Here is a 23,032-nt window from a genome sequence, read left to right on the forward strand (position 1 = left end):
TGCCCGCACCCCCGCGGCGGGCCGGGGGCGGTCGCGGGTGGGGCCCCCGCCCCGCCCCGCCCCGCCCCGGACCCCGCGGCGCGCGCCCCCCGCCCCGGCCCGCCGGGCCGCGGCGGCGGCCACCCGGCGGGCCCGGCGGCCGGACCCGCTCTCCCCGAGACTTCCCCCCGAGAAGGTGTCAATCGATGTCAGTCGCCGTGCAGGGCGCCACCGGCAAGGGCAGCCCGGAGCGCGAGCAGCGTCCGGGCCTGCTGGAACGCGTCAAGCGCTCCTACGCCAAGCACTGGTACGCCTACGCGATGATCGCCCCCGTGGTGCTGGTCCTCGGTGCCCTGGTGCTCTACCCGCTGGTCCAGGGCCTCTGGCTCACCCTGACCGACGCCAACAGCCTCAACGTCGCCCGCAAGATCGGCGTCAACGAGATCCCGGCCAGCTACAACTTCGTCGGCTTCCACAACTACGCCGACATCCTGTGGGGCCCCGGCTCGTACGACCGCTTCTGGTCCCACTTCGTCTGGACCATCGCCTGGACGGCCATCTGCGTCTTCCTGCACTACACCCTCGGCCTGGGCCTCGCCCTGCTGCTCAACAAGAAGCTGCGCGGCCGCGCCGTCTACCGGATGCTGCTCATCCTGCCCTGGGCCGTGCCGACCTTCGTCACCGTCTTCTCCTGGCGACTGATGCTGTCCGACGGCGGTGTCGTCAACAGCATGCTCGGCTTCCTCCACCTGCCCGAACCCGGTTGGCTCACCGACCCGTGGGCGCAGAAGTCCGCCGCGATCCTGGTCAACACCTGGGCCGGCGTGCCGTTCATGATGATCTCGCTGCTCGGCGGCCTGCAGTCGATCCCGGCCGAGCTGTACGAGGCCGCCGAGATGGACGGCGCCACGCCGTGGCAGCGCTTCCGGTACGTCACCCTGCCCGGGCTGCGGGCCGTCTCCTCCACCGTCGTCCTGCTCGGCGTGATCTGGACGTTCAACCAGTTCAACGTCATCTTCCTGCTCTTCGGCACCGGTGCGCCCGACGCCCAGCTGCTGGTCACCTGGGCCTACCGCCTCGGCTTCGGCCAGATCCCCCGGGACTACGCCCAGTCCGCCGCCTACGGCGTGATCCTGCTGTCCATCCTGATCGTCTTCACCGCCTTCTACCGGCGCTGGCTCGCCCGCAACGAGCAGGCCAACGGCTGAGGCCCCGGACCCAGTTGACCCACGAAGGCAGGTACCCCCGATGAGCACCACCACCGAACTCCCCACCCCCGCGACGGCCGTGGCCCCGGCCGCCCGGCCGGCCAAGGCCCGCCGGCGCGGCGAGAGCAGCCCGCTGGCCAGAGCGCTGTCCCACGGCACCCTGATCGTGGCCGGCCTGATCGCGCTGTTCCCGGTGGCGTGGATCCTCTTCGTCTCGCTCGGCCCGGACAAGACCGACTACCTCCACCCCGGCGCGATCCTCGACAAGCTCACGCTGTCGAACTACCACCACGTGCTGTTCGACACGGACTTCTTCACCTGGTTCGGCAACGCCCTCCTGGTCTCCGGCGTCACCACCGTGTTCGGCGTCCTGGTCGCCGCCACCACCGGCTACGCCGTCTCCCGGATGCGCTTCCCCGGCCACCGGCCGCTGATGTGGTCGCTGCTGGTCACCCAGATGTTCCCGATCGCGGTGCTGATCGTGCCGATGTACACGATGCTCTCCGACCTCGGCCTGCTGGACAGCTACCTGGGCCTGATCCTGGTCTACTCGACCACCACCGTGCCGTACTGCGCCTGGCTGCTGAAGGGCTACTTCGACACCATCCCGGTGGAGATCGACGAGGCCGGCCGGGTCGACGGGCTCAGCCCGTTCGGCACCTTCTGGCGGCTGGTGCTGCCGCTCGCCCGCCCGGGCCTGGCGGTGGCCGCCTTCTACTCCTTCCTCACCTACTGGGCCGAGGTGCCGTTCGCCTCCACCTTCATGCTCAGCTCCGACAAGTACACGCTGGCCGTGGGCCTGCAGACCTTCGTCAGCGAGCACGACGCCCAGTGGAACCTGATGGCCGCGACCGCCGTGCTGATCGCGATCCCGTCGGCAGCCTTCTTCTACCTGGTGCAGCGCCACCTGGTCACCGGTCTGACCGCCGGTGCCTCCAAGTCGTAACGCTCCTCGCTCCTCTAGTCCCCAAGGGATACCGTCCATGACCCAGAACCTGGCCGACACCTCCCGGCCTGCCGCCGACGCCGCCGCCCACGAGGCGGTCACCCCGGCTCCTGTGACTGGCGGCGCCTCCAGAGGCTGGTGGCGGGACGCGGTCATCTACCAGGTGTACCCGCGCAGCTTCGCCGACTCCAACGGCGACGGCATGGGCGACCTGCCCGGCATCCGCAGCCGCCTGCCGTACCTGCGCGACCTCGGCGTGGACGCGGTCTGGCTCTCGCCGTTCTACGCCTCGCCGCAGGCGGACGCGGGCTACGACGTCGCCGACTACCGCGCCGTGGACCCGATGTTCGGCAGCCTGCTGGACGCCGACGCGCTCATCCGGGACGCCCACCAGCTGGGGCTGCGGATCATCGTCGACCTCGTCCCCAACCACTCCTCGGACCAGCACGAGTGGTTCCAGCGCGCCCTGCGCGAGGGCCCCGAGTCCCCGCTGCGCGAGCGGTACCACTTCCGCCCCGGCAAGGGCGAGAACGGCGAACTGCCGCCCAACGACTGGGAGTCCATCTTCGGCGGCCCGGCCTGGACCCGCAGCGAGAACCCGGACGGCACCCCCGGCGACTGGTACCTGCACCTGTTCGCCCCCGAGCAGCCCGACTTCAACTGGGAGAACCGGGCAGTCGCCGACGAGTTCCGCTCGATCCTGCGGTTCTGGCTCGACATGGGTGTCGACGGCTTCCGCATCGACGTCGCCCACGGCCTGGTGAAGGCCCCCGGCCTGCCCGACCTCGGCGGCGCGGACCAGCTCAAGCTGCTCGGCAACGACGTCATGCCGTTCTTCGACCAGGACGGCGTGCACGAGATCTACCGCAGCTGGCGCAAGATCCTCGACGAGTACCCGGGCCAGCGGATCGGCGTCGCCGAGGCCTGGACCCCGACCGTCCAGCGCACCGCCAACTACGTGCGCCCCGACGAGCTGCACCAGGCCTTCAACTTCCAGTACCTGGGCGCTGGTTGGGACGCCGCCGCGCTGCGCGAGGTGATCGACGTCTCGCTCGACTCGATGCGCCCGGTCGACGCCCCCACCACCTGGGTGCTGTCCAACCACGACGTCACCCGGCACGCCACCCGCTTCGCCAACCCGCCCGGCCTCGGCACCCAGATCCGCACCCCCGGCGACCGCGAGCTCGGCCTGCGCCGCGCCCGCGCCGCCACCCTGCTGATGCTCGCGCTGCCCGGCTCCGCGTACATCTACCAGGGTGAGGAACTCGGCCTCCCGGACGTCACCGACCTGCCGGACGAGGTCCGCCAGGACCCGTCGTTCTTCCGCAAGGCCGGGCAGGACGGCTACCGCGACGGCTGCCGCGTCCCGATCCCGTGGTCCGGCACCGAGGCCCCGTACGGCTTCGGCCCGGTCGCCGGCGGGCCGTCCTGGCTGCCGCAGCCGGCCGAGTGGGCCGCGCTGAGCGTCGAGGCGCAGACCGGCGACCCGGCGTCCACCCTGGAGCTGTACCGCAGCGCGCTCGCCGTCCGCCGCTCCCAGGACGACCTCGGCGCCGGGACGGCCGTGGAGTGGCTGGAGGGCCCCGAGGGGACCCTGGCGTTCCGCCGCGGCTCCTTCGTCTGCACCGTCAACGCCACGGACGAGCCGGTCCGGATAGCGGCGCCCGGAAAGCTGCTGCTCTCCTCGGTGGAGCTGGTGGTCGACGGCGGCGAGACGGTGCTCGCGCCGGACAGCACCGGCTGGTGGGCGGTCTGACGTGGTTGCAATAGGCTCTGGGACCGTGACTACGGCGCGACTCTCAGACATCGCGGCGCAGGCGGGGGTCAGCGAAGCCACCGTCTCCCGCGTACTCAACGGCAAGGCGAACGTCTCCGCCGCCACCCGGCAGACCGTGCTGGCGGCGCTCGACGTGCTCGGCTACGAGCGGCCGACCCGACTGCGCCAGCGCAGCGCCGGCCTGATCGGGCTGATCACGCCGGAGCTGAGCAACCCGATCTTCCCCGCACTGGCCCAGGTGATCGAGCAGGTGCTCAGCCGGCACGGGTACACCCCGGTGCTGTGCACCCAGACGCCGGGCGGGTCCACCGAGGACGAACTGGTCGAGATGCTGGTCGACCGGGGTGTGGCGGGCATCGTCTTCGTCTCCGGGCTGCACGCCGACTCCACCGCCGACCACGACCGCTACGCCCGGCTGACCGGGCGCGGGGTGCCGTTCGTGCTGATCAACGGCTACAGCGAGCGGATCGACGCGCCGTTCATCTCGCCGGACGACCGGGCCGCGATGTGGATGGCCGTCCAGCACCTGGCCGAACTCGGGCACGAGCGGATCGGGCTGGCCGTCGGGCAGCGGCGGTACGTGCCGGTGCTGCGCAAGATCGAGGGCTTCACGGCGGCGATGCGCGAGGTGCTGGGACGGAGCCAGGAGGAGGCCGAGGAACTCGTCCACCACACGCTGTTCAGCGTGGAGGGCGGGCACGCGGCGGCCGGCGCACTGCTGGACAAGGGCTGCACGGCGATCGTCTGCGGCAGCGACATGATGGCGCTCGGGGCGATCCGGGCGGTGCGGCAGCGTGGACTGTCGGTGCCGCACGATGTCTCGGTGGTCGGCTTCGACGACTCGCCGCTGATCGCCTTCACCGAGCCGCCGCTGACCACGATCCGCCAGCCGGTCGAGGCGATGGCGACCGCGGCGGTGGACGCGCTGCTGGAGGAGGTCGGCGGGAACGCGGTCCAGCGCGGGGAGTTCATGTTCCAGCCGGAGCTGGTCATGCGTGGCTCCACGGGGGCCTGCGCGCGCTGAGGACGGTCAACGGACGGGCCCCGGAGAGCGGTTGCTCTCCGGGGCCCGTTGCGTGCCGCCCGGGTGCCGGGTCAGCCCTCGTGGTCCGTGGGGCGGCTCTCGGTGAGCCGTTGGCCGTCGGTGGCGTCGCCGGTGCGGGTCTCGGTGCGGCGGCCGCGGGCCAGGTAGTCGCGCAGGACGAGTTCGACGACGTCCTGCGGGTTCTTGGTGCCGGAGAGCATCATCGCGTCGATCGCGAGGTTGGCGTCGAGTGTGACGGTGACCTGGGCCATGGTGACTCCTCCTCGGGTGCCGGAGCAGCAGCATGCCCGCTGGGGGCGGGCTTTGACCATGGCCCCGGGCGGTCCTGCCCGGCGGTCTGCCGGCGGCCTTCCTGCGGCGCCGGGCGACCGCCGGGGCGGGCGGCGACTGACAGATAACAGATGATGAAATCTGTTATCTGAAATCTGTTATCTGTCAGCCGTCAGTTGTCAGCTGTCACCCGCGGGTCGTGCTCAGACCCGGCCGGCGAAGTCCGGCGCCCAGTTGGCGACGGTCTGCAGGCGCACGCCCGAGCTCGGGTTGGCGGCCTCGACGTACTGGCCGCCGCCGATGTAGATCGCGACGTGGTAGACGCCGGAGTTCTGGCCGTTGTTGGACCAGAACAGCAGGTCGCCCGCCTGCAGGCTGTCCAGCGAGACGCGGGTGCTGGCGGCGGCCTGGTCGGCGGCGACGCGCGGGACGGAGACGCCCGCGGCGCGCAGCGCGGCCTGGGTCAGGCCGGAGCAGTCCCAACCGCCGTTGCCGGTACCGCCGTAGACGTACGCCTGGCCGACCTTCGACTGGGCGAAGGAGACCGCGGCGGCCATGCTGCCGGTGGCGGCCGGGGCCTGAGCGGGGGTCTGCGCCTGGGCGGCCGGCTTGGAAGCCGGCTTGGCGGCCGGGGCCGGGGCCGGGGCCGGGACCGGGGCCTGCGGCTGGGCGGTCGGCTTGGCGTTCACGGCGGCGCCGTTGGAGGTCTGGCCGGACTTCTGCGAGCGGTCGAACCAGGTGAAGTCCGAGCCGGACTGGTCGGTCTGAGCCGACTGCTGGGCCTGGCCGCCGTCCTTGAACGAGAGGCGCTGGCCCGGGTAGATGGTGTCCGGACCCTCGGTCAGGGTGCCGCGGTTGAGCTCGTACAGCCGCTGCCAGCCGCCCTGGAGGTTGTGCTTGTCGGCGATCGAGGACAGCCAGTCGCCGGAGGCGACGGTGTAGTCGTCGCCCTGGGGCTGGGCGCTGTTCTGGGCCTGGTTCTGGCCCTTCTGCGCCGAGGTGCCGTTGGCGGAGTCGGCGGGGGCCTGTGCCTGGTCCTGGGTCGGTGCGGCCGGCTTGGCGGGCTTCGCGGCCGGGGTGGCCGGGGCCTGGCTCTGTGCGGGCTTGGCGGCCGGGGTGGCCGGGGTGGCCGGCTTCGCGGCGGGCTTGGTGGCGGTCGAGCTGGCAGCCGAGCCGGTGGTCGAGCCGGCCGAGGTGTCGACGGTGGCCGGGGTGCCGCCCTTGGTCAGGCCGGCCTGGACCGAGCACACCGGCCAGGCGCCGGGGCCCTGCGAGGCGAGGACCTTCTCGGCGACGGCGATCTGCTGGTCCTTGGTGGCCTGGTTGGCCTGGGGGGCGTACGCGGTGCCGCCGAAGGCGGCCCAGGTGCTGGAGGTGAACTGCAGGCCGCCGTAGAAGCCGTTGCCGGTGTTGATGCTCCAGTTGCCGGTGCTCTCGCACTGGGCGACCTTGTCCCAGGTGGCGACGGAGGCGGCGGAGGCGGTGCCGGAGGTGAGGCAGGGGATGGTGAGGCCGACGCCCGCGACGCCGATGGCGGCGATCACGCGTCGGGTACGACTGGACAGACGGGTGCCGTTGGTGGGCAGCATGAAGACGCAGTCCTCTCCCACGCCTGCGAGGTGAGCTGTCGGATTCGGGCTGGAGTTGCCCGGCCGCGCTGTGGGCGCGGCTTCACCCCTAGCCCTGGATCGTTCCGGGGAACGGTCCGGGGCGACTTACCTGTGGGTCCCCCGCTCCTGCCGTGGTGCGTTTTCGCGCTGCCAGGACATCCGACGGCAGGACTCGGCGTCGCGGATGAACTGGGTTCGTGTGGCCACGAACGGGGAGCACGTTAAGCAGACTTAAGTTCAAACTGCAAACACCTGTGACGCGCATCACGGTTTGGCGAGAACGGTCGTTCCCCTCGCTCGCCATGATCGAAAATGGCCGATTTCCGGCAATGCCGCGAAGGGCGTGCACAACTGTCTGTGCTTCAGGAGGCGGGTGACGGCGGGTCGGGTCCCCCAGGGCCCGCCCGCCGAGAAGGAGGTGCGTCCACACTGTGGCCGTCGGGGGATGGATCGAGCGGCGGCGAACAAATGCGGATAGAACGGACATCACGCCTATTCGCCCCTTAACTCCCTTACGGGGCAAGCAGGAAGGGCCCGGAACGTAGCCGTTCCGGGCCCTTCACGCGTGCGGTGACCGCTACTGGCCGGCCGAGTCCTCGGTGGCGGTGCGAGCGGCGTGGGCGGCGTGACCGCCCCGGCCGGAGTGGTCGGCGTGCGCGCCCTCGGCGGCCTCCGCCGCCTCGGCCTCGGCCTGCGACAGGGCCTCGGGGGAGGGTGCCGGCAGCGCGGCCAGGTAGGTGGCGGCGATCAGCTGGCCGACCGTCGGGTAGGCGCCCAGCGGCGCCGCGGACGGGCAGCCGGTCTCCTCGGCGGCCGTGGCGAGCAGTTCGGAGTCGGCCTCCGGCCCGATCACCAGCGGTGCCAGCGCCGGGCGCTGGGAGCCGGTCTCCTTGAGGTGGTTGACGGCCGCGGCGACCGAGCCCGGCACGTCGAGCGCGGCGGGCACGACCGGGACGGCCAGCCGGGCCGCCAGCAGGACACCGGTGATGCCGGCCGCGGCAGCGGCCTCCTCGCCGCCGACGGTGGTCAGCACGACGCCGTCCGCGGCGGTCGCGATGGCGAACAGCCGGGCCCGGTCGGCGCGTGCCAGGCCGGCCTCGGACAGGCGCACGTGCACGGCCTCGGCGAGCAGCGGGTGCGGGCCGAGCACGTCGGTGACGGGGGCTCCGTACTCCGCGGCGAGGGCGTGAAGTTCGGTCAGGAATCCGTGCGGGCCGGGTACCAGCGGCACCAGGACCGGCGCGGGCAGGCCCGCCTCGGCGGCCATGGCCAGCAGTTCGGCGACGGTGCGGTCGTCACTGTCGACCCCCTGGGCGGCTTCGCCCGGGAGGTAGCCGACGGCGGTCTGGATGCCGCTCTGCTCGCTGCGGACGATCGACAGCAGCTCCTCGACGACCGAGCGGGACTCGGGCCCGGCGGTCGCGGGCACGGCGAGCACCAGGGCCGGGGAGCCGGCCGGGATCTCGGGGCGCTCGGGGCGGCGGTGGCGCCCCCGCGCACGGGAGCCTGGAGTGCGGACGGGCAGTGGCGCGCCCGGGATGGCTGCGGTGCTCATGCCGGAGATCGTAGGACATCGGCCCGTCAGGCCTGCATTCGGCTGCCGTTCGAGTTTCACGTGGTCATGGCGGGTGTGCCGCGTTCCCGCCGTGTCCGTCCGGGCGGTTGCCCGCAATCCGGACATATCTCACCCAGCCTTCGAGCGATCACCGCTCGTAGCCCTCACGTGTCCGACGGGGCGTCGAGTTGCCTGTGTGGCGCGTGAGATGTCTCACAGCCAGGAGGTCGCCTGACGGAGCGTCACGGCAGCGCGACTCCGGGCGTCTGAAGATCAACATTCAGCGGGGAACCGCTCACGGCCGGTTATCGAGAATCCGGCGATTCACTCGGCTATGTCCGTTTACGTACCGTCAGGAGAAGGGCCCGTGAAGAGTTCGGAACTGCCGGTGAAAGGCCTCGTGCACCTGCAATGTCCCGTGCTGATGCACGTGCACAGCAGCTATCATCGCGTCAAGTGAGGCGTTGTGCCGGGCCGGTACGGGGCCGGTCCGTTCGTTCGGCGGGTGCCGGGAGCGCCGCGCTGGACGACCACTCCGGAGCTCTTCGGGAGATTTCTATGCACGACTCGCAGGACACGCACGGCTCGTACGACACCTACAACGGGATGGCGGCCGCCGACCTCAAGGGGGTTCTCTGGCAGAAGAGCCTGCACAGCAACTCCCAGGGGAACTGCGTCGAGTTCGCGGCCCTGCCGGGGGGCGATGTGGCGATGCGCAACTCGCGCTTCCCGGAAGGGCCGGCGCTCATCTACACCCGGGCCGAGATCGCCGCCCTGCTGCTGGGGGCCAAGGACGGGGAGTTCGACCACCTGGCGGTCTGACCGGCCGCCGTCCTGCCATCGGGGGGCCGTCGTGGGTGCTGACACCGCGACGGCCTTTGTCTTGTCCGGGGCCGGTCCGGGGCCACGCGACGGGCGCTCTCCCGACGGGCGCTCTCGCGGCCGACCGCGCGCAGGCGCGGCGGGTGGTCCCGCGCACGGTTGGGGGCCCGGACGGGGGTCGGGCCGCCGGGGTGTCCGGCCGTCAGTCCGGCCGGCTCGTCCGGGGGGCCGGCCCGGCAATCGTCGTGGGAATCGTCCTGAGGACTGAGCCGGAGCCCGTGGCGCACCTGCGCCAGGCCCGTCGAGCCGCCCCGCGGAGCCCGGGGTGCGGTCCTCCCGGGGCCTCCCTCGGCCGGCCGCGCGCCGCCTGGCGCTAGGCCGAGCGCCGGTGCCGTCCACCGAGTTCGGAACCGGTGGCCGGCTCCGCCTCGAACAGGGCCCAGACCACCTTGCCGCTGCCCAGCGGGTGCCAACCCCAGGAGCGGCTGAAGGACTCCACCAGGTGCAGTCCGCGGCCGGACTCGGCGACGAAGTCCGCCTCCCGGGCGACCGGGCCGATGCAGCTCGGGTCGCTCACCGCGCAGACCACCTGGGGAGAGCGGTGGACCAGGCTTATTCGGATCGGCAGCCGGCCCTCGGGGGTCGGCTGTATGGGAAAGTCGTACTCGCCCTGGGCGCCACCCGCAGGGTCGGGCCGTGCGCCGATCGCATGCCGCAGTGCGTTGGTCACCAGCTCCGAGGCCACCAGCGCGACGTCGTCGAACAGCTCCATCAGGCCCCAGCGCTGAAGAGAGGTTCTGGCGAAGTCGCGCGCGGTTCTGACGGCTTCGAAGCGAGGAGCGAGCGTACAGGTGACCACATGGGGGTCAACCGCCAAAGCCGTACCGGTGCTCATGAAGAGCTCCTCCCATAAGGGGGCGGACACGGCTGGACCCGCCGGGGTCATGCCGGTCACCTCCGACTCGCTCGGCCGCTCGGCCGCCCCCTCGACCAGCGCGCGCGCACACGATCCCCCGGTGGCGCGGGGGAACGCTGCCGGGTCGGTGCACGGAGTCGCGCGTGGGGTCGACGCGGAGCCCGCGGGATTGCCAGGGATGTGCAGGTGCACGTGCACCATGGTGGTGTGCGCTCACTGCAGATGCAAGAGTCGATTCACGTGCAGTCGCACTATTGGCATATGCAAGCGCCGGATGCACGTGCATCCTGGTGTGTGGAGTGTGGAACTGATAGGAACATCCGTCAGTATCGGCACCGTGAGCGCTCAACTGATGGCAGACTGTGCGCTGTTTGCCCTAGGTGGAGGTTTCGACCGCATGACCACAGTTCAGCCGGGCGGCGGCTCGATGGTCCGCCGGATCCTCCTCGGGTCTCAGCTGCGTCGCCTGCGTGAGACGCGCGGCATCACGCGCGAGGACGCCGGCTACGCGATCAGGGCCTCCGAGTCCAAGATCAGCCGCATGGAACTCGGCCGCGTCAGCTTCAAGGAACGCGACGTCGCCGACCTGCTCAGCCTCTACGGCGTGGACGACGGCCTGGAGCGGGAGGCACTGCTCGGGCTGGTCCGCGAGGCCAACAAGTCCGGCTGGTGGCACAGCTTCAACGACGTGCTGCCGGGCTGGTTCCAGACCTACGTCGGCCTGGAGGAGGCCGCCCAGCTGATCCGCACCTACGAGGTGCAGTTCATCCCCGGACTGCTGCAGTCCGAGGAGTACGCACGGGCGGTTTTCGGACAGAGTCGGCCGGTCGTCAGCGAGGAGGAGATCGAACGGCGGGTCAGCCTCCGCCTGCGTCGCCAGAAGCTGCTGACCGAGGGCGCCAGCCCGCGGCTGTGGGCCGTGATCGACGAGGCCGCGCTGCGCCGCCCCGTCGGCGGGCCCAAGGTGATGCGCGGCCAGGTGCAGTACCTGATCGACGTCGCCGAGCAGGCCAACGTCGTGATCCAGGTGATGCCGTTCCGATTCGGCGCGCACGCGGGGGAGTCCGGGGCGTTCACGATCCTGCGCTTCCCTGAACAGGACCTCGCGGACGTCGTCTACCTGGAGCAGCTCACCAGCGCGCTGTACCTCGACAAGCGGGACGACGTCGACGCGTACATCCAGGTCATGGAGCGGCTCTGCGTGGACAGCCTCACGCCCGAGCGGACCGTGGACCTGCTGGCCTCGATCCTCAAGGAGCGCTGAAAAGAGCGCTGAGAGGAGTGCTGAGGGGAGCTCTCAGCAGAGCGTACGGGTCCGGCGGCCCGCGATCGGTCGCCCGGGCACCGAGCCGCCGTCCACCCGCCGTCAGCCGCGGGCCGGCGGCCGTTCGCGTTCCGGCGGCAGTGCCTGCGGCGGGGTGCCCAACTCCCAGGGCAGGTCGTAGCGGCGGAACAGGTCGGCTCGGATCAGTGCCAGCGGGAGTTCGGCGCCCGGCAGCAGCACCCCGATGCAGCCGCCCATCAGCGCGCTGCGCAGCACCGCGTGCTCGGCGGCCGGGTCCGGCGCGCCCCAGTCGAGCAGCAGACCCTGGAGGATGGCGCCGAGCTGCTGCTGCTCCGGGTCCTGGACGAAGGCGCCGGAGTCCGGGTCCAGGATCAGCGCGAGGTGCGAGCGCATCACCCGCGGGTGCTCCAGGGCGAGGGTGAGGACCGCGTCGATCGCGCGGGCCAGCCGGGCCGCCGGTGTGGCGTCCGGGGTCAGCTCGGCGAGCGCGCCGGAGAGCGACTGGTGCATCATCCGGTGCGTCGCGGACTGCATCAGCAGCCGTTTCCCGTCGAAGTAGTACGAGAGCAGGCCGCGCGCGAGCCCGGCCCGCTCGGCGATGTCGGTCAGCGTGGTGCCCGCGTATCCGTGCCGGTCGACCAGTTCGACGGTGGCTCGCATGATGCGCCGACGGGAGCGTTGCCGCATCTCCTCATTGACCGAATCCCCGCGAGGTGCCATCGTGTCTGCTCCGAACGTTCGTTGGCTCCGGGCCAATATACTGGCGGAGCCGGTAGTCGCACCGTGAAACCGCGCGCCGGTGGGCGCCGCTCGGGCGCCCGGTACGAAGACGGCCGGCTCCACCAAAACGGGGGTTTGGTGGAGCCGGCGCCATTGTCCGACGGCGGGGGCCGGGGCCGGCCCGGGCGGCGGTCGACGGTCAGCGGTTGGTCAGGACTTCGGTCCGCGCCGCGCTCGACCCGACCGAGGGGTAATCGTAGTCCGGCACCGGCGCGGGAGCCGACTTCCGCCGCCGGTCGACCAGGGCGCCCACCGCGGCGATCAGCAGGCCGAACAGCGCGACCGCCGCGACGAACACCAGGGCCGGCCGGTAGCCGTCCAACTGCGCCTGCGGGCTGTCGCCGCCGGCACTGCCGGCGGTGATCATCGCGGTCGCGCCGGCCAGGACCACCGCGGTGCCGACCTGGATCGCGGTGTTGACCAGGCCGGAGGCCAGGCCCTGCTCGTCGTCGCCCACGCCGTCGGTGGCGGCGATGTTCACCGAGGGGAAGGCCAGCGCGAAGCCCACGCCGAGCAGCAGCATCGAGGGCAGGACCAGACCCACGTACGAGCTGTGCTCGTCCAGCCGCAGGAACAGCGCGAACGCGCCGACCAGGGCCAGCAGGCCGATCGGCAGCAGCCGGCCGGTGCCGAAGCGGTCCACGATCGGGCCCATGAACGGTGCCGAGAGCGCGATGAAGGCGCCGGCCGGCAGCAGCCCGAGGGCCATCTGCAGCGCCGACCAGCCCAGCAGGTGCTGCAGGTAGAGGGTGACGACGAACTGGAACCCGCCGTACGCGCCGGCCATGGCGAAGGCGATCACGTTGGCCCGGGCGACCGAGCCGTTGCGGAAGATGCCGAGCCGGACCAGTGGGTGGGCGGTGCGGCTCTCCACCAGCAGGAAGGCGGCGGCCAGTGCGGCGACCACGACCAGCGAGCCGACGGTGCGCAGGCTCAGCCAGCCGGCGCCCTGCGCCTCGGTGGCGGTGAACACCAGCAGCAGCACGGTCGCGGTGCCGGTGATCGCGCCCAGCACGTCGTAGCCGCCCTTGGCGCGCTCCTCGGCGGGGCGGGGGAGCAGCCGGACCGCGAAGAACAGGGCGAGCAGCGCGACCGGGACGGGCATCAGGAACGTCCAGCGCCAGCCGACCGAGGTGAGTAGCCCGCTGAGCACCAGGCCGAGCGAGAAGCCGCTGGCGCCGCAGGTGGTGTAGATCGACAGCGCCCGGTTGCGGGCGGGGCCCTCGGCGAAGGTCGTGGTGATGATCGACAGGCCGGCCGGGGCGGTGAAGGCGGCGCTGACGCCCTTGAGGAAGCGGGCGGCGATCAGCAGCCCGCCGTCGTCGACCAGGCCGCCGAGCAGCGAGGCGGCGGCGAAGACGCCCAGGGCGACCAGGAAGACCCGGCGGCGGCCGAGCAGGTCGGCGGCGCGGCCGCCGAGCAGCAGCAGGCCGCCGTAGCCGAGCACGTAGCCGGAGACCACCCATTGCAGGGCGGAGGTGGAGAGGTGCAGCTCGGAGCCGATGGACGGGAGGGCGACGCCGACCATGGAGACGTCCAGGGCGTCCAGGAACATGGCGGCGCAGAGCACGATCAGGGTGCCCCAGAGGCGGGGTGTCCAGCTCAGCCCGCTGGTTGACGGGGCGTCGGGTGACGTGGCGGTCGCGGTGGTCATGGGGAGGACAGTACATGCGTGTGCATTCAATGCAAATGAATAAGATGTGAACACATAATTTTACGGCGCACATGCTAGGGTGGCACCGTGGCTGATCTCGACTCCCCGGCGGAGGCCGGTCTCGTTGCGCAATGGCGCGACCTGCTGGCCCGGCATGCCGCCACGGCCTGCATGCTCGATCGCGAGCTGGGTGACAAGTGCGGGCTGGGCGTGAGCGAGTTCGAGGTGCTGGAGCGCCTGGTGGAGGGGTGCCAGGGCGGAGGCCATGCGCTGCGGGCGCAGGAGCTGGCCCACACCGTCCACCTCAGCCAGAGTGCGCTGTCCCGGGTGATCGCCCGCCTGGAGAAGGGCGGGCTGGTCACCCGGGCGATGTGCGAGAGCGACCGGCGGGCCATCGTGATCACCCTGACCGGGACCGGTCGGGAGCGGTACGAGCAGGCCAGGCCGCTCCATCGTGAGGTGCTCGAACTGACCCTCGGTGCCCCGCTCGGGCCGTTGGACGAGTCGCCGACAAGCTGACCTGCCGGCAAGCCGTCCCGCCGGCAAACTGCCCCTTCGGCAACATGACTCGGCGTCAATTTGGTGGGCCTGCGGCCGGATTGCACCTTTCCGGAGGGGTGAGGCCCTTTTCAGAGGAGCGAGGTCAGCCCCGGCGCGACGGCCAGCAGGACGGCTGCGGCGGGTGCGGCGAGGGCGACGACGGTGAGCCGCAGCCGGTGCGGGACGGACAGTCGCGGGCGGCCCGCGAGCAGCCGGTCCACTCGCCGCGGGGACTGCGCCAGACCGGGCGGGCAGGAGCCGAACACCCCGCGGTCCAGGTTGAGTTCGGCCAGTGCGAGGGCAGTGGTGTGCCGGCCGTGCCGGCGCGCGGCCCGGTCGTCGGCCGCCAGCTCCACCAGCTCCTCCACCTGGGCCCGGAAGGCGCTGAACACGCCGACCCCGGGGAAGCCGGAGGCGAGCGCCTGGGCGCACTGCTGGAGCCAGTGGTGCCGGGCCCGGACGTGCCCGCGCTCGTGGCTCAGGACGGCGGCCAACTCCCGGTCGGTCAGCTGCTGGAGGGCGCCGGTGGTGACCACCAGGCGGGAGTCCGGGCCGGGCAGCGACCATGCCTCCGGGCGGATGTTCTCCAGCACCACCAGCCGCTCCCGGCGGCTGCGGGCGGCCGCGATGGCCTCCGGCAACTCCGGGGCCCGGACCGTCAGTTGAGCATGCCGGTGGTCGCGGAGCGCCTTCGCGGAACGGACCTCGCGGGTGAGCGCCAGCACCGTCTGCAGGCCGCCCGCCGCCAGCACCGCGGCGCACAGCCGGCCCCAGCCCTCGGCGTCCTGAAGGCCGTACGCGGCCTCGACGCCGTGCGGGGCGCCCGAGAACACCAGGGCGCGCAGTTCGGGCAGCGCGGCGGAGGCGGCCAGCAGCAGGCCCAGGACGCAGCACAGCAGCACGGCCACCACCAGGCACTGCCATGCCAGCAGCGCCAGCACCGGTTCGCGCTCCGCCCAGCGGGCCCGGGCCAGCAGCCGGGGCGCGACGGTCGAGAGCAGCAGTCCGAGCAGCAGCAGGCCGATCAGGGCAGTCATCGCATGGGCTCCCCGAGTACGCACGGAACGCGACAACGCGCTCCCTGCCAACCTATGCGCTGATGACCTCCGGAGGAACGGCTTTCGACCGGCCAGTGACCAACGCCACGTCAGGGGTGGGGTCTTGGATCGATCGGGGCTCACATGGTCAGGAGCATGGCGAACATGCCGATGCCCATGGTGAGCCGGCAGGCCCGGGGCAGCCCGGCGGTGCCGAGTGCCAGGGTCCCGGAGGGGGTGTGCAGGAGCCGGGTGCCGGCCCACAGGGAGTAGGCGCCGAAGTAGAGCAGGAGGGAGCCGGTCAGCAGCGGCGTGCCCGCGTCGGCGGCGTGGTGGTGATGGCCGGGGGTGGCGGTCATCGCGAGCGCCATGTACGTCATGGCGAGCGCGCCGATCGCGTGGTGCAGCCGGTGTGTCCGGCGGGCCGGGGCGCGTACGGCGGCGAGCAGGAAGGCGGCGGCGGGGAGGCCGAACACCCAGGCCCAGACGGTGGCCGGGACGGCGCCGCCGGTCACGGCCATGGCGGCCATGCCGAGCCCCATCAGGGCCTCGGCGGCGTCGGACTCCCGGGCGAGCAGGCGGCGGGCGCCGGAGTGGCGAATGGTGCCGGCGGCGCAGGGGGAGTGGCGTAGCCGGGTGAGGCAGTAGGCCCCGGCGGTGGCGGTGAGGAGCGCGAGCAGCCAGCTGATCAGCGAGGGTCCGTGCAACGGCGGCCTCCCGGGGCGGCGGGGGCGGGCGGCCGGCGGCGGTGTGGCGGGGGCGGCGAACAGATGACAGATGACAGATGTCAGCGAACAGATAACGGATAACAGATAACGTCATCTGTTATCTGTTCGCCGGCATCTGTCTCCCGCCCCTGCTCCTCGCCCGCGGCCCGCCACACCATCGCCCGCCGACCGCGGTCTGGACGGTCGTCCTGTCCACGATCACCGCTGTGGCCGGGGCGCGGGCAGGGCGCTCACCGGGGCGCACAGTGGTGCTCCCCGGTGTGCGGCCACCGGGCACACGCTCCGCCGCCCCGGCCGGCGCTCAGCCCGCGAGCCGCCCCGAGGCGACGACCCGGCTGAGGAACCGTCGCGTCCGCTCCTCCCGCGGATCGCCGAACACCTGCTCCGGCGGCCCCTGTTCGAGCACCACCCCGTCGTCCAGGAAGCAGACCTGGTCGGCCACCTCGCGCGCGAACCCCATCTCGTGGGTGGACAGGACCATCGTCATCCCCTGCTCCTTGAGATCGCGCACCACCGAGAGCACCTCCCCGACCAGGACCGGGTCGAGCGCCGCGGTGATCTCGTCGAGCAGCAGCAGCCGGGGCCCGGTGGCCAGCGCCCGCACGATGGCGACGCGCTGCTGCTGTCCGCCGGAGAGCCGGTCCGGGTACTCCTTCGCCTTGGCCGCCAGCCCGAGCCGGTCGAGCAGTCCCAGCGCCTCCGCCTCCGCCTCGGCCCGCCCCCGTCCGTGCACCCGGCGCGGGGCGAGCGTGATGTTCTCCAGCACGGTCAGGTGCGGGAACAGGTTGTAGGACTGGAACACCACGCCGATCCGGCGGCGGACGGCGTCCTGGTCGGCGCGCGGGTCGGTGATCTCCTCCCCGTCCAGGAAGACCGCCCCGTCGTCGATCCCCTCCAGCAGGTTGACGCACCGCATCAGCGTGGACTTGCCGGAGCCGGACGCCCCGATCAGCGCCGTCACCGAGTGTTCGGGCACGGCGAACCCCACGTCGCGCAGCACCACCTGGCCGTTGAAGGTCTTGCGCACGGACTCCAGCCGGAGCACGTCCCCGCTCACACCGCACCTCCCTGGAACTGCCGACGGTTCGTCCGGGCGGTCAGCCAGTCGGCGAACCGCGTCAGCGGAATGGTCAGCACGATGAACACCAGCCCCGCCACCAGGTACGGCGTGAAGTTGAACGACCGGGCCGCGATGATCTTGGCCGCGTACACCGCGTCGATCGCCCCGCCGATCGAGACCAGCCCGGTGTCCTTCTGCAGGCTGACCAGGTTGTTCAGCAGCGGCGGCACCACCCGCCGCACGGCCTGCGGGAGCACCACGTACCGCATCGCCTGCGCGTTGGTGAGCCCGAGCGACCGGGCCGCGGCCCGCTGGCTGGGGTGCACCGACTCGATGCCGGAGCGGAAGACCTCCGACACGTAGGCGGAGTACGTCAGCACCAGCGCCGCCCCGCCCAGCACCAGCGGATCGGTGGTCACCCCGCTGAGCCGCAGCGCCGGCACCCCGGTGATCATCACCAGCAGGCAGATGATCATCGGCAGCCCGAGGAAGAAGTCCACGTACGCGGTGGCCAGCAGTCGTACCGGGAGGAACACCGGCCCGCGCAGCGTCCGCAGCACCGCGAGCAGCAGGCCGAACACCAGGATCAGCGCGCCGCAGCCGAGCATCAGCTCCAGGTTGAGCCGCAGCCCCGTCAGCACCTCGGGCAGCGCCTGGCGGGCGTAGTCGGCGTTGAAGAAGGTCTTCCGAGTCACCTCCCAGCCGGGGGAGTTGACGACCAGCAGGTAGAGCGCGACCGCCATCGCCAGGGTCGACCCTGCGGCAGTCAGCGCCGACCGGCGGGCCCGGCCGCGCCGGTACGCCTCGTGTGCCAGCCGTCGTTCGGACGGGCGGTAGCCGTCGTCGTCCCCCTTGCCCCCGCCGCCGTCGCGGCCCCTCCCGTCGCGACCCTTCCCGTCGAGGTCATCCCCGTCGAGGCCCTTCCCGGCGCGGATCTTCCCGCCCCGGCCCGTGGCGACCGACGCCGGGCCGGCCGCCACCGCGTCGCCGCTCACTTGAGCACCGGTGCCGAGACGGCGTCGGAGAGCCACTGCTTCTCCAGCTTCGCGAGCGTGCCGTCGGAGCGCAGCGCGTCCACCGCCTGCGACACGCAGCCGGTCAGCTTCGAACCCTTGTCCAGCACCAGGCCGAACTGCTCGCTCTTCGACGCCCCCTCGAACTGGCCGACCACCTGCGCCTCGGGCACCTCGGCGCCGGTGATGTAGAAGGCCGTCGGCAGGTCCACCACGAGCGCCTCGACCTGGCCGTTCTTCAGCGCGGCCTTCGCGAGGTCGTTGGAGTCGAACACGGCCGGCTGGACGCTCGGCTTGATGGTGTTGGTGATGGTGTCCAGGCTGGTGGTGCCGACCTGCGCGCCCAGCTTGGCGCCCTTCAGGTCGGCGATGCTCTTCGCGCCCGCCGCCTTGGAGTTCTTCAACGCGATGACGGCCTGGCGCACGTCGTAGTAGCCGGAGGAGAAGTCGACGGCCTGCTTGCGCTCGTCACTGATGGACACCTGGTTGATGTCGAAGTCGAAGTCCTTGGCCCCCGGCGAGGTGGCCTTGCCGAACGGCGCGACCACCCAGCTGACCTTCTCCTTGGGGTAGCCCAGCTTCTCCGCCACCGCGAAGGCCACGGCGGACTCGAACCCCTTGCCGTTCTCCGGCTTGTCCTCGGTGAACCACGGGTCGTACGCGGGCTTGTCGGTGCCGACGGTCAGCGTCCCCGCCGTCCGGGTCGCCAGCGCTCCCGGCGCGCAGCCCGCGGCGCTACCGGCCGCACCCGAGGAGCCCGAGGCGGCGGCCCCGTCGGACTTGGCGTCCTGCGGCGCGCACGCGGTCAGCGCGGCGGCCGCGGCGAGCAGCGCGGCGAGGGGCAGAGCGGCGGACGGCTTGCGGATGGTCATGGCAGGGCTCCAGTGAGGAAGGGCAGGGCGGGACAGGGGAGGCGACGGGGCGGGCCGGGGCCGGCCGCGGGCCCGGCGGGTCACTTCCCCCCAGTGGCGGCGCCGGAACACACACGGCATGGTCGGCGTACGGGCCCGCGTCCGCGGTGCCCTCCGAGCCGGATCAGCGACAGCGGCGGCAGAGGCCGCGCACGCGACAGCAGGCGTGACAACGAGAGGGCACCCGGAACAGGCCGATGTGGCACTCGGTCACCGTGATCACCGCCGGGAGCATGGCGGGAGGTTCGCATTCCGACGGTGCATCTGTCCAGAACATCCAGATCCCTGTCCACATGGCGGACGCCCGGCCGGCGGGCCCGTGCCCCGGGGCCCCGCCCGGGCCTCGGCGGAGCCACGCCGGAGCTTTGTCGGTCGCGACCCCCTTGAACAGGAGAACCTTTCGTACTTATGGTGTCTCCGTTGAAATAACTCCTGTCGAAGTGAGTCCCCGATGCAGAATCTTTCGCCAAGGCTCGCTGCGGCGGCCGAGGCCCCGGTCTCGACCCTCGCCGGCCACCCGGCCTGGCTGCGCCTGAAGGAGGCCGTCGAGACGCTGCGCCCGCTGCAGTCCAAGGACGGCTCGATCGACCTGTCCGCCGTCCAGCGGCACACCGTCGACCCGCTGGTGGCCACCGTCCGCGGCGCCGTCGAGGAGCTCGCCCCGCTGTTCCCGCACGACGCCGCCTACCTGGCCGCCGTCGACGCGGACCTGGCCAAGTGGGCCGACACCGGCTACCGGGAGCCCGACTTCCTGGACTCGCTGCTCGCCTTCCACCCCGCCGACCAGCGCGAGGACGGCCTGGAGCACCTCGTCGTCTTCCCGATGTACACGCAGAACGGCAACCCGGACCGCAACCTGGAAGCCGTCCTGCTGAGCGTCGTGTGGCCCGACTGGCTGGCCGAGCTGGAGCGGACCCGCTTCGACAACCCGATGTTCGTGCCGATCACCTTCACCGACTTCACGGCCGGCTACGACACCAACTCCGCCGTCCTCTTCCCCGAGACGGTCGCCGTGCGCAAGGCGCCGGAACGTTTCACCTGGGGCGGCATCTTCTGCGACCGCGAGGCCGCCCGCTTCCGCGCCGTCACCACCAGCGCCGTCCAGCAGCTCGGCCTGGAGATCCCGGCCGACGCCGAGGGCCTGCTCAAGGACCAGGACCGCGCGCAGGAGACCTTCGTCCTGTGGGACCTCGTCCACGACCGCACCCACAGCCACGGCGACCTGCCGTTCGACCCCTTCATGATCAAGCAGCGCAGCCCGTTCTGGATGTACGGCCTGGAGGAGCTCCGCTGCGACCTCACCACCTTCAAGGAGGCGGTGAAACTGGAGGCCGAGGGCAACGCGCACGCCCGCGACGTCCAGTACGCGGTGCTCTTCGACCGCCTGTTCCGCTTCCCGGTCAGCGGCGACCGCGTCCGCAACTACGACGGCATGGGCGGCCAGCTGCTCTTCGCCTACCTGCACAAGCACGACGCGCTGCGCTGGCGCGACAACCGCCTCAGCATCGACTGGGACCGGGCCCCGCAGGTCACCAACGCGCTCTGCGCCGAGATCGAGACCCTCTACCGCGACGGCATCGACCGGCCCAAGCCGGCCCACTGGATCGCCGCCTACGAGCTGGTCTCCCGCTACCTCACCCCGCACCCCGCCTCCACCTGGGCGAAGGGCTCCGACGCGCTGCCGCTCGACATCACCGACGGCAAGGCCCTCAACAAGGCGCTGTGCGACGCGGTGCTCCCGGACGAGTTCCCGCTGAGCATGTTCTACGAGGCCCTGTCCAAGAAGCTCGGCGGCGTCATCGCCGCCACCGCCGGCATCACCGGCACCGGTATCCAGGGAGCCGCCGCGTGACCACGACCACCAAGTCCCCGCTGGCCGGCAAGGTCATCGCCGTCGCCGGAGCCAGCGGCCCGGCCGGCCAGGCGGTGCTGCGCCGCCTCACCGCCGACGGCGCCACCGTGATCGGTGCCGACATCGACGCCCAGCGCCTCGACTCCGCGCTGGACGCCACCCGCATCGCCGTGCGCGGGGCCAAGGTCAGCGGACAGGTGATCGACCTGCTCGACCCGCAGGAGGTCCACGACTGGGCCGACCACCTGGAGGCCGAGCACGGCCACGTCGACGGTCTGTTCCACCTGGTCGGCGGCTGGCGCGGCAGCAAGACCTTCTTCGACACCCGCCTGGACGACTGGGACTTCCTGCACGACACCGTCGTGCGCACCCTCCAGCACACCTCGCTGGCCTTCCAGCCCGCCCTGGTCCGCAGCTCCGCCGGCCGCTACGCGATGATCTCCGCCGCCGCGGCCCACAAGCCCACCGCCGGCGGCGCCGCCTACGCGGCCGCCAAGGCCGCCACGGAGGCCTGGACCCTCGCCATGGCCGACTCCTTCAAGAAGGAGACCACCGCCCCCGACGGCGAGCCCACCGCGGCGGCTGCCATCCTGGTCATCAAGGCGCTGGTCAGCCCCGAAATGCGGGCCGAGAAGCCGGAGGCGAAGTTCGCCGGCTTCACCGACACCGCCGACCTCGCCGGACACCTGGCGGGCCTGTGGGACCGCCCCGCAGCAGAACTGAACGGACAGCACCTGTGGCTGACAGCCCGATGACCGACCTCACCCGTACGGACGCGGTTCGGCGGCACGACCCCGCCGTCCGCGGCTTCGCCAGCGACAACTACGCCGGCGTGCACCCGGAGATCCTCGCCGCGATAGCCCTCGCCAACGGCGGCCACCAGATCGCCTACGGCGAGGACGACTACACGGCCCACCTCCAGGACGTCTTCCGCCGACACTTCGGCGACAAGGCCGAGGCCTACCCCGTCTTCAACGGCACCGGCGCCAACGTGGTCGCCCTCCAGGCGCTGCTCCCGCGCTGGGGCGCCGTGGTCGCCGCCGAATCCGCCCACATCAACGTGGACGAGGGCGGTGCCCCGGAGAAGATGGGCGGCATCAAGCTGCTCACCGTCCCCACCCCGGACGGCAAGCTCACCCCCGAGCTGCTCGACAAGCAGGCCTGGGGCTTCGGTGACGAGCACCGCGCGCAGCCGCTCGCGGTCTCCATCACCCAGAGCACCGAGCTCGGCACCCTCTACACCGCCGACGAGATCCGCGCGATCACCGAGCACGCCCACCAGCTCGGCATGCTCGTCCACGTCGACGGCTCCCGCCTGGCCAACGCCGCCGCGGCGCTCGGCCTGCCGCTGCGCGCCTTCACCACGGACGTGGGCGTCGACGTGCTGTCCTTCGGCGGCACGAAGAACGGCCTGCTGTTCGGCGAGGTCGTGGTGGTGCTCAACCCCGAGCGGGTGCGGAACATCAAGTTCCTGCGCAAGACCTCGATGCAGCTCGCCTCGAAGATGCGCTTCCTCTCCGTCCAGTTCGAGGCGCTGCTCTCCGGCGACCTCTATCTGCGCAATGCCGGGCACGCCAATGCGATGGCCAGCCGGCTGGAGGCGGCCGTCCGCGGGATCGACGGCGTCGAGATCGTGCGCCCGGTCCAGGCGAACGCGGTGTTCGCGATCCTCCCGCGCGAGGTGAGCGAGCGGCTGCAGAAGCACTACCGCTTCTACTTCTGGAACGAGCACACCGGTGAGGTGCGCTGGATGTGTTCGTACGACACCACGGAGGCCGACATCGACGGCTTCGTGGCGGCCATCGTCGAGGAGATGGGCCGCGCCTGACGGTGCCTGAACATCGGATCGCCCCTGCCCGGGACCCCGGGCGGGGGCGATTTGCATGTGGCGGGCCTGTCCCCGTACAGTTCCGGAGTCGCCGCGAGAGAGTGGGGGCAAGCGGAAAGCGAATTCCGATGAATGAAACTCCGGAAAACGGAGCGGAAAACATCTGATAAGCTTGAAACACGAAAGAACGAAGCGCCCGGAGGGCCCGCTGGAAGG

Annotated in this window: 21 protein-coding genes and 1 riboswitch; of the genes, 10 read left to right on the forward strand and 11 right to left on the reverse strand. The window is 71.8% G+C overall.

Annotation, left to right across the window (positions count from 1 at the left end; translation table 11 throughout):
• Nucleotides 1-185: 185 nt before the first annotated feature.
• Genes ACFWPI_RS23060 through ACFWPI_RS23075 form a run of 4 tightly spaced genes read left to right on the forward strand, consistent with a single transcriptional unit; the run spans nt 186 to nt 4,934 of the window.
• A complete protein-coding gene (locus ACFWPI_RS23060) occupies nt 186-1,187 on the forward strand; it encodes a carbohydrate ABC transporter permease (RefSeq protein WP_063350124.1) in 1,002 nt (333 codons plus the stop codon).
• A 40-nt stretch (nt 1,188-1,227) separates the two neighbouring features.
• Nucleotides 1,228-2,133: a carbohydrate ABC transporter permease gene (locus ACFWPI_RS23065; RefSeq protein ID WP_363377249.1), complete on the forward strand. Its 906-nt coding sequence runs from the start codon at nt 1,228-1,230 to the stop codon at nt 2,131-2,133.
• A gap of 37 nt (nt 2,134-2,170) precedes the next feature.
• On the forward strand, nt 2,171-3,889 hold the full coding sequence (locus tag ACFWPI_RS23070) for a glycoside hydrolase family 13 protein (RefSeq protein ID WP_380379150.1): 1,719 nt from the start codon (nt 2,171-2,173) through the stop codon (nt 3,887-3,889).
• Nucleotides 3,890-3,914: 25 nt separating this feature from the next.
• Nucleotides 3,915-4,934, forward strand: a complete 1,020-nt coding sequence (locus tag ACFWPI_RS23075) for a LacI family DNA-binding transcriptional regulator (RefSeq protein ID WP_208869121.1) — start codon at nt 3,915-3,917, stop codon at nt 4,932-4,934.
• Between the two features lie 71 nt (nt 4,935-5,005).
• Here ACFWPI_RS23075 and ACFWPI_RS23080 read toward each other — a convergent pair whose 3' ends face one another.
• The 3 genes from ACFWPI_RS23080 to ACFWPI_RS23090 all read right to left on the reverse strand — a co-directional run bounded on the left by ACFWPI_RS23080 (nt 5,006) and on the right by ACFWPI_RS23090 (nt 8,390).
• A complete protein-coding gene (locus tag ACFWPI_RS23080; RefSeq protein WP_380379152.1) occupies nt 5,006-5,206 on the reverse strand; it encodes a hypothetical protein in 201 nt (66 codons plus the stop codon).
• A gap of 222 nt (nt 5,207-5,428) precedes the next feature.
• A complete protein-coding gene (locus ACFWPI_RS23085; protein WP_380379153.1) occupies nt 5,429-6,835 on the reverse strand; it encodes a transglycosylase family protein in 1,407 nt (468 codons plus the stop codon).
• Nucleotides 6,822-6,982, reverse strand: a riboswitch (cyclic di-AMP (ydaO/yuaA leader). (Overlaps the previous gene by 14 nt.)
• Nucleotides 6,983-7,412: 430 nt before the next feature.
• On the reverse strand, nt 7,413-8,390 hold the full coding sequence (locus ACFWPI_RS23090) for a hypothetical protein (protein WP_380379155.1): 978 nt from the start codon (nt 8,388-8,390) through the stop codon (nt 7,413-7,415).
• A 558-nt stretch (nt 8,391-8,948) separates the two neighbouring features.
• On the opposite strand from ACFWPI_RS23090, the gene ACFWPI_RS23095 reads away from it, so the two are divergent.
• A complete protein-coding gene (locus ACFWPI_RS23095; RefSeq protein WP_063350130.1) occupies nt 8,949-9,212 on the forward strand; it encodes a DUF397 domain-containing protein in 264 nt (87 codons plus the stop codon).
• 373 nt (nt 9,213-9,585) lie between these two features.
• On the opposite strand, the gene ACFWPI_RS23100 is transcribed toward ACFWPI_RS23095, so the two are convergent.
• Nucleotides 9,586-10,107, reverse strand: coding sequence for an ATP-binding protein (locus ACFWPI_RS23100; protein WP_244293511.1), 522 nt, complete (start codon nt 10,105-10,107; stop codon nt 9,586-9,588).
• Between the two features lie 418 nt (nt 10,108-10,525).
• Between ACFWPI_RS23100 and ACFWPI_RS23105 the strand changes: the two genes are divergently transcribed.
• Entirely contained in the window at nt 10,526-11,392 is an 867-nt protein-coding gene (locus ACFWPI_RS23105; protein ID WP_063350131.1) for a helix-turn-helix transcriptional regulator, read from the forward strand.
• A gap of 102 nt (nt 11,393-11,494) precedes the next feature.
• On the opposite strand, the gene ACFWPI_RS23110 is transcribed toward ACFWPI_RS23105, so the two are convergent.
• A complete protein-coding gene (locus tag ACFWPI_RS23110; RefSeq protein WP_244293512.1) occupies nt 11,495-12,073 on the reverse strand; it encodes a TetR/AcrR family transcriptional regulator in 579 nt (192 codons plus the stop codon).
• 259 nt (nt 12,074-12,332) lie between these two features.
• Nucleotides 12,333-13,847 carry an MFS transporter gene (locus ACFWPI_RS23115; RefSeq protein WP_363377255.1) on the reverse strand — a complete coding sequence of 505 codons (1,515 nt, stop codon included), beginning with the start codon at nt 13,845-13,847 and terminating at the stop codon, nt 12,333-12,335.
• Nucleotides 13,848-13,934: 87 nt separating this feature from the next.
• Between ACFWPI_RS23115 and ACFWPI_RS23120 the strand changes: the two genes are divergently transcribed.
• On the forward strand, nt 13,935-14,366 hold the full coding sequence (locus tag ACFWPI_RS23120) for a MarR family winged helix-turn-helix transcriptional regulator (RefSeq protein WP_380345360.1): 432 nt from the start codon (nt 13,935-13,937) through the stop codon (nt 14,364-14,366).
• Between the two features lie 110 nt (nt 14,367-14,476).
• Here the strand turns inward: ACFWPI_RS23120 and ACFWPI_RS23125 are convergent, their stop codons facing one another.
• The 5 genes from ACFWPI_RS23125 to ACFWPI_RS23145 all read right to left on the reverse strand — a co-directional run bounded on the left by ACFWPI_RS23125 (nt 14,477) and on the right by ACFWPI_RS23145 (nt 19,097).
• Nucleotides 14,477-15,424: a M56 family metallopeptidase gene (locus tag ACFWPI_RS23125; protein ID WP_063350135.1), complete on the reverse strand. Its 948-nt coding sequence runs from the start codon at nt 15,422-15,424 to the stop codon at nt 14,477-14,479.
• A 140-nt stretch (nt 15,425-15,564) separates the two neighbouring features.
• Nucleotides 15,565-16,131, reverse strand: a complete 567-nt coding sequence (locus ACFWPI_RS23130; RefSeq protein WP_380379158.1) for a DUF5134 domain-containing protein — start codon at nt 16,129-16,131, stop codon at nt 15,565-15,567.
• 322 nt (nt 16,132-16,453) lie between these two features.
• Nucleotides 16,454-17,209, reverse strand: a complete 756-nt coding sequence (locus tag ACFWPI_RS23135) for an amino acid ABC transporter ATP-binding protein (RefSeq protein ID WP_363377259.1) — start codon at nt 17,207-17,209, stop codon at nt 16,454-16,456.
• Nucleotides 17,206-18,027, reverse strand: a complete 822-nt coding sequence (locus ACFWPI_RS23140) for an amino acid ABC transporter permease (RefSeq protein WP_244293715.1) — start codon at nt 18,025-18,027, stop codon at nt 17,206-17,208. The genes ACFWPI_RS23135 and ACFWPI_RS23140 overlap by 4 nt, the downstream gene beginning before the upstream one ends.
• Before the next feature lie 176 nt (nt 18,028-18,203).
• Complete coding sequence (locus tag ACFWPI_RS23145; RefSeq protein WP_063350138.1) at nt 18,204-19,097, reverse strand: ABC transporter substrate-binding protein; 894 nt, start codon at nt 19,095-19,097, stop codon at nt 18,204-18,206.
• Nucleotides 19,098-19,587: 490 nt separating this feature from the next.
• Here ACFWPI_RS23145 and ACFWPI_RS23150 point away from each other — a divergent pair, with 490 nt between their 5' ends.
• The 3 genes from ACFWPI_RS23150 to ACFWPI_RS23160 are packed head-to-tail and all read left to right on the forward strand — an operon-like array spanning nt 19,588 to nt 22,816.
• On the forward strand, nt 19,588-20,988 hold the full coding sequence (locus tag ACFWPI_RS23150) for a DUF6421 family protein (protein ID WP_063350139.1): 1,401 nt from the start codon (nt 19,588-19,590) through the stop codon (nt 20,986-20,988).
• On the forward strand, nt 20,985-21,743 hold the full coding sequence (locus ACFWPI_RS23155; RefSeq protein ID WP_107452964.1) for an SDR family NAD(P)-dependent oxidoreductase: 759 nt from the start codon (nt 20,985-20,987) through the stop codon (nt 21,741-21,743). Before ACFWPI_RS23150 ends, ACFWPI_RS23155 begins: the two co-directional genes overlap by 4 nt.
• Entirely contained in the window at nt 21,740-22,816 is a 1,077-nt protein-coding gene (locus ACFWPI_RS23160) for a low specificity L-threonine aldolase (RefSeq protein WP_363377264.1), read from the forward strand. Before ACFWPI_RS23155 ends, ACFWPI_RS23160 begins: the two co-directional genes overlap by 4 nt.
• The last annotated feature ends 216 nt before the right edge of the window (nt 22,817-23,032 follow it).

Source organism: Kitasatospora sp. NPDC058492, assembly GCF_042720685.1.
In the GTDB taxonomy this organism is placed as follows: Bacteria; Actinomycetota; Actinomycetes; order Streptomycetales; family Streptomycetaceae; genus Kitasatospora.

Excerpts from the sequence above, each read along its gene's own strand:
- ACFWPI_RS23070 (WP_380379150.1), top strand. The coding sequence starts at position 2,171 with ATGACCCAGAACCTGGCCGACACCTCCCGGCCTGCCGCCGACGCCGCC.
- ACFWPI_RS23105 (WP_063350131.1), top strand. The coding sequence starts at position 10,526 with ATGACCACAGTTCAGCCGGGCGGCGGCTCGATGGTCCGCCGGATCCTC.
- ACFWPI_RS23150 (WP_063350139.1), top strand. The coding sequence starts at position 19,588 with ATGCAGAATCTTTCGCCAAGGCTCGCTGCGGCGGCCGAGGCCCCGGTC.
- ACFWPI_RS23160 (WP_363377264.1), top strand. The coding sequence starts at position 21,740 with ATGACCGACCTCACCCGTACGGACGCGGTTCGGCGGCACGACCCCGCC.
- ACFWPI_RS23065 (WP_363377249.1), top strand. The coding sequence starts at position 1,228 with ATGAGCACCACCACCGAACTCCCCACCCCCGCGACGGCCGTGGCCCCG.
- ACFWPI_RS23060 (WP_063350124.1), top strand. The coding sequence starts at position 186 with ATGTCAGTCGCCGTGCAGGGCGCCACCGGCAAGGGCAGCCCGGAGCGC.
- ACFWPI_RS23090 (WP_380379155.1), bottom strand. The coding sequence starts at position 8,390 with ATGAGCACCGCAGCCATCCCGGGCGCGCCACTGCCCGTCCGCACTCCA.
- ACFWPI_RS23080 (WP_380379152.1), bottom strand. The coding sequence starts at position 5,206 with ATGGCCCAGGTCACCGTCACACTCGACGCCAACCTCGCGATCGACGCG.
- ACFWPI_RS23145 (WP_063350138.1), bottom strand. The coding sequence starts at position 19,097 with ATGACCATCCGCAAGCCGTCCGCCGCTCTGCCCCTCGCCGCGCTGCTC.
- ACFWPI_RS23100 (WP_244293511.1), bottom strand. The coding sequence starts at position 10,107 with ATGAGCACCGGTACGGCTTTGGCGGTTGACCCCCATGTGGTCACCTGT.
- ACFWPI_RS23115 (WP_363377255.1), bottom strand. The coding sequence starts at position 13,847 with ATGACCACCGCGACCGCCACGTCACCCGACGCCCCGTCAACCAGCGGG.
- ACFWPI_RS23095 (WP_063350130.1), top strand. The coding sequence starts at position 8,949 with ATGCACGACTCGCAGGACACGCACGGCTCGTACGACACCTACAACGGG.
- ACFWPI_RS23125 (WP_063350135.1), bottom strand. The coding sequence starts at position 15,424 with ATGACTGCCCTGATCGGCCTGCTGCTGCTCGGACTGCTGCTCTCGACC.
- ACFWPI_RS23110 (WP_244293512.1), bottom strand. The coding sequence starts at position 12,073 with ATGCGAGCCACCGTCGAACTGGTCGACCGGCACGGATACGCGGGCACC.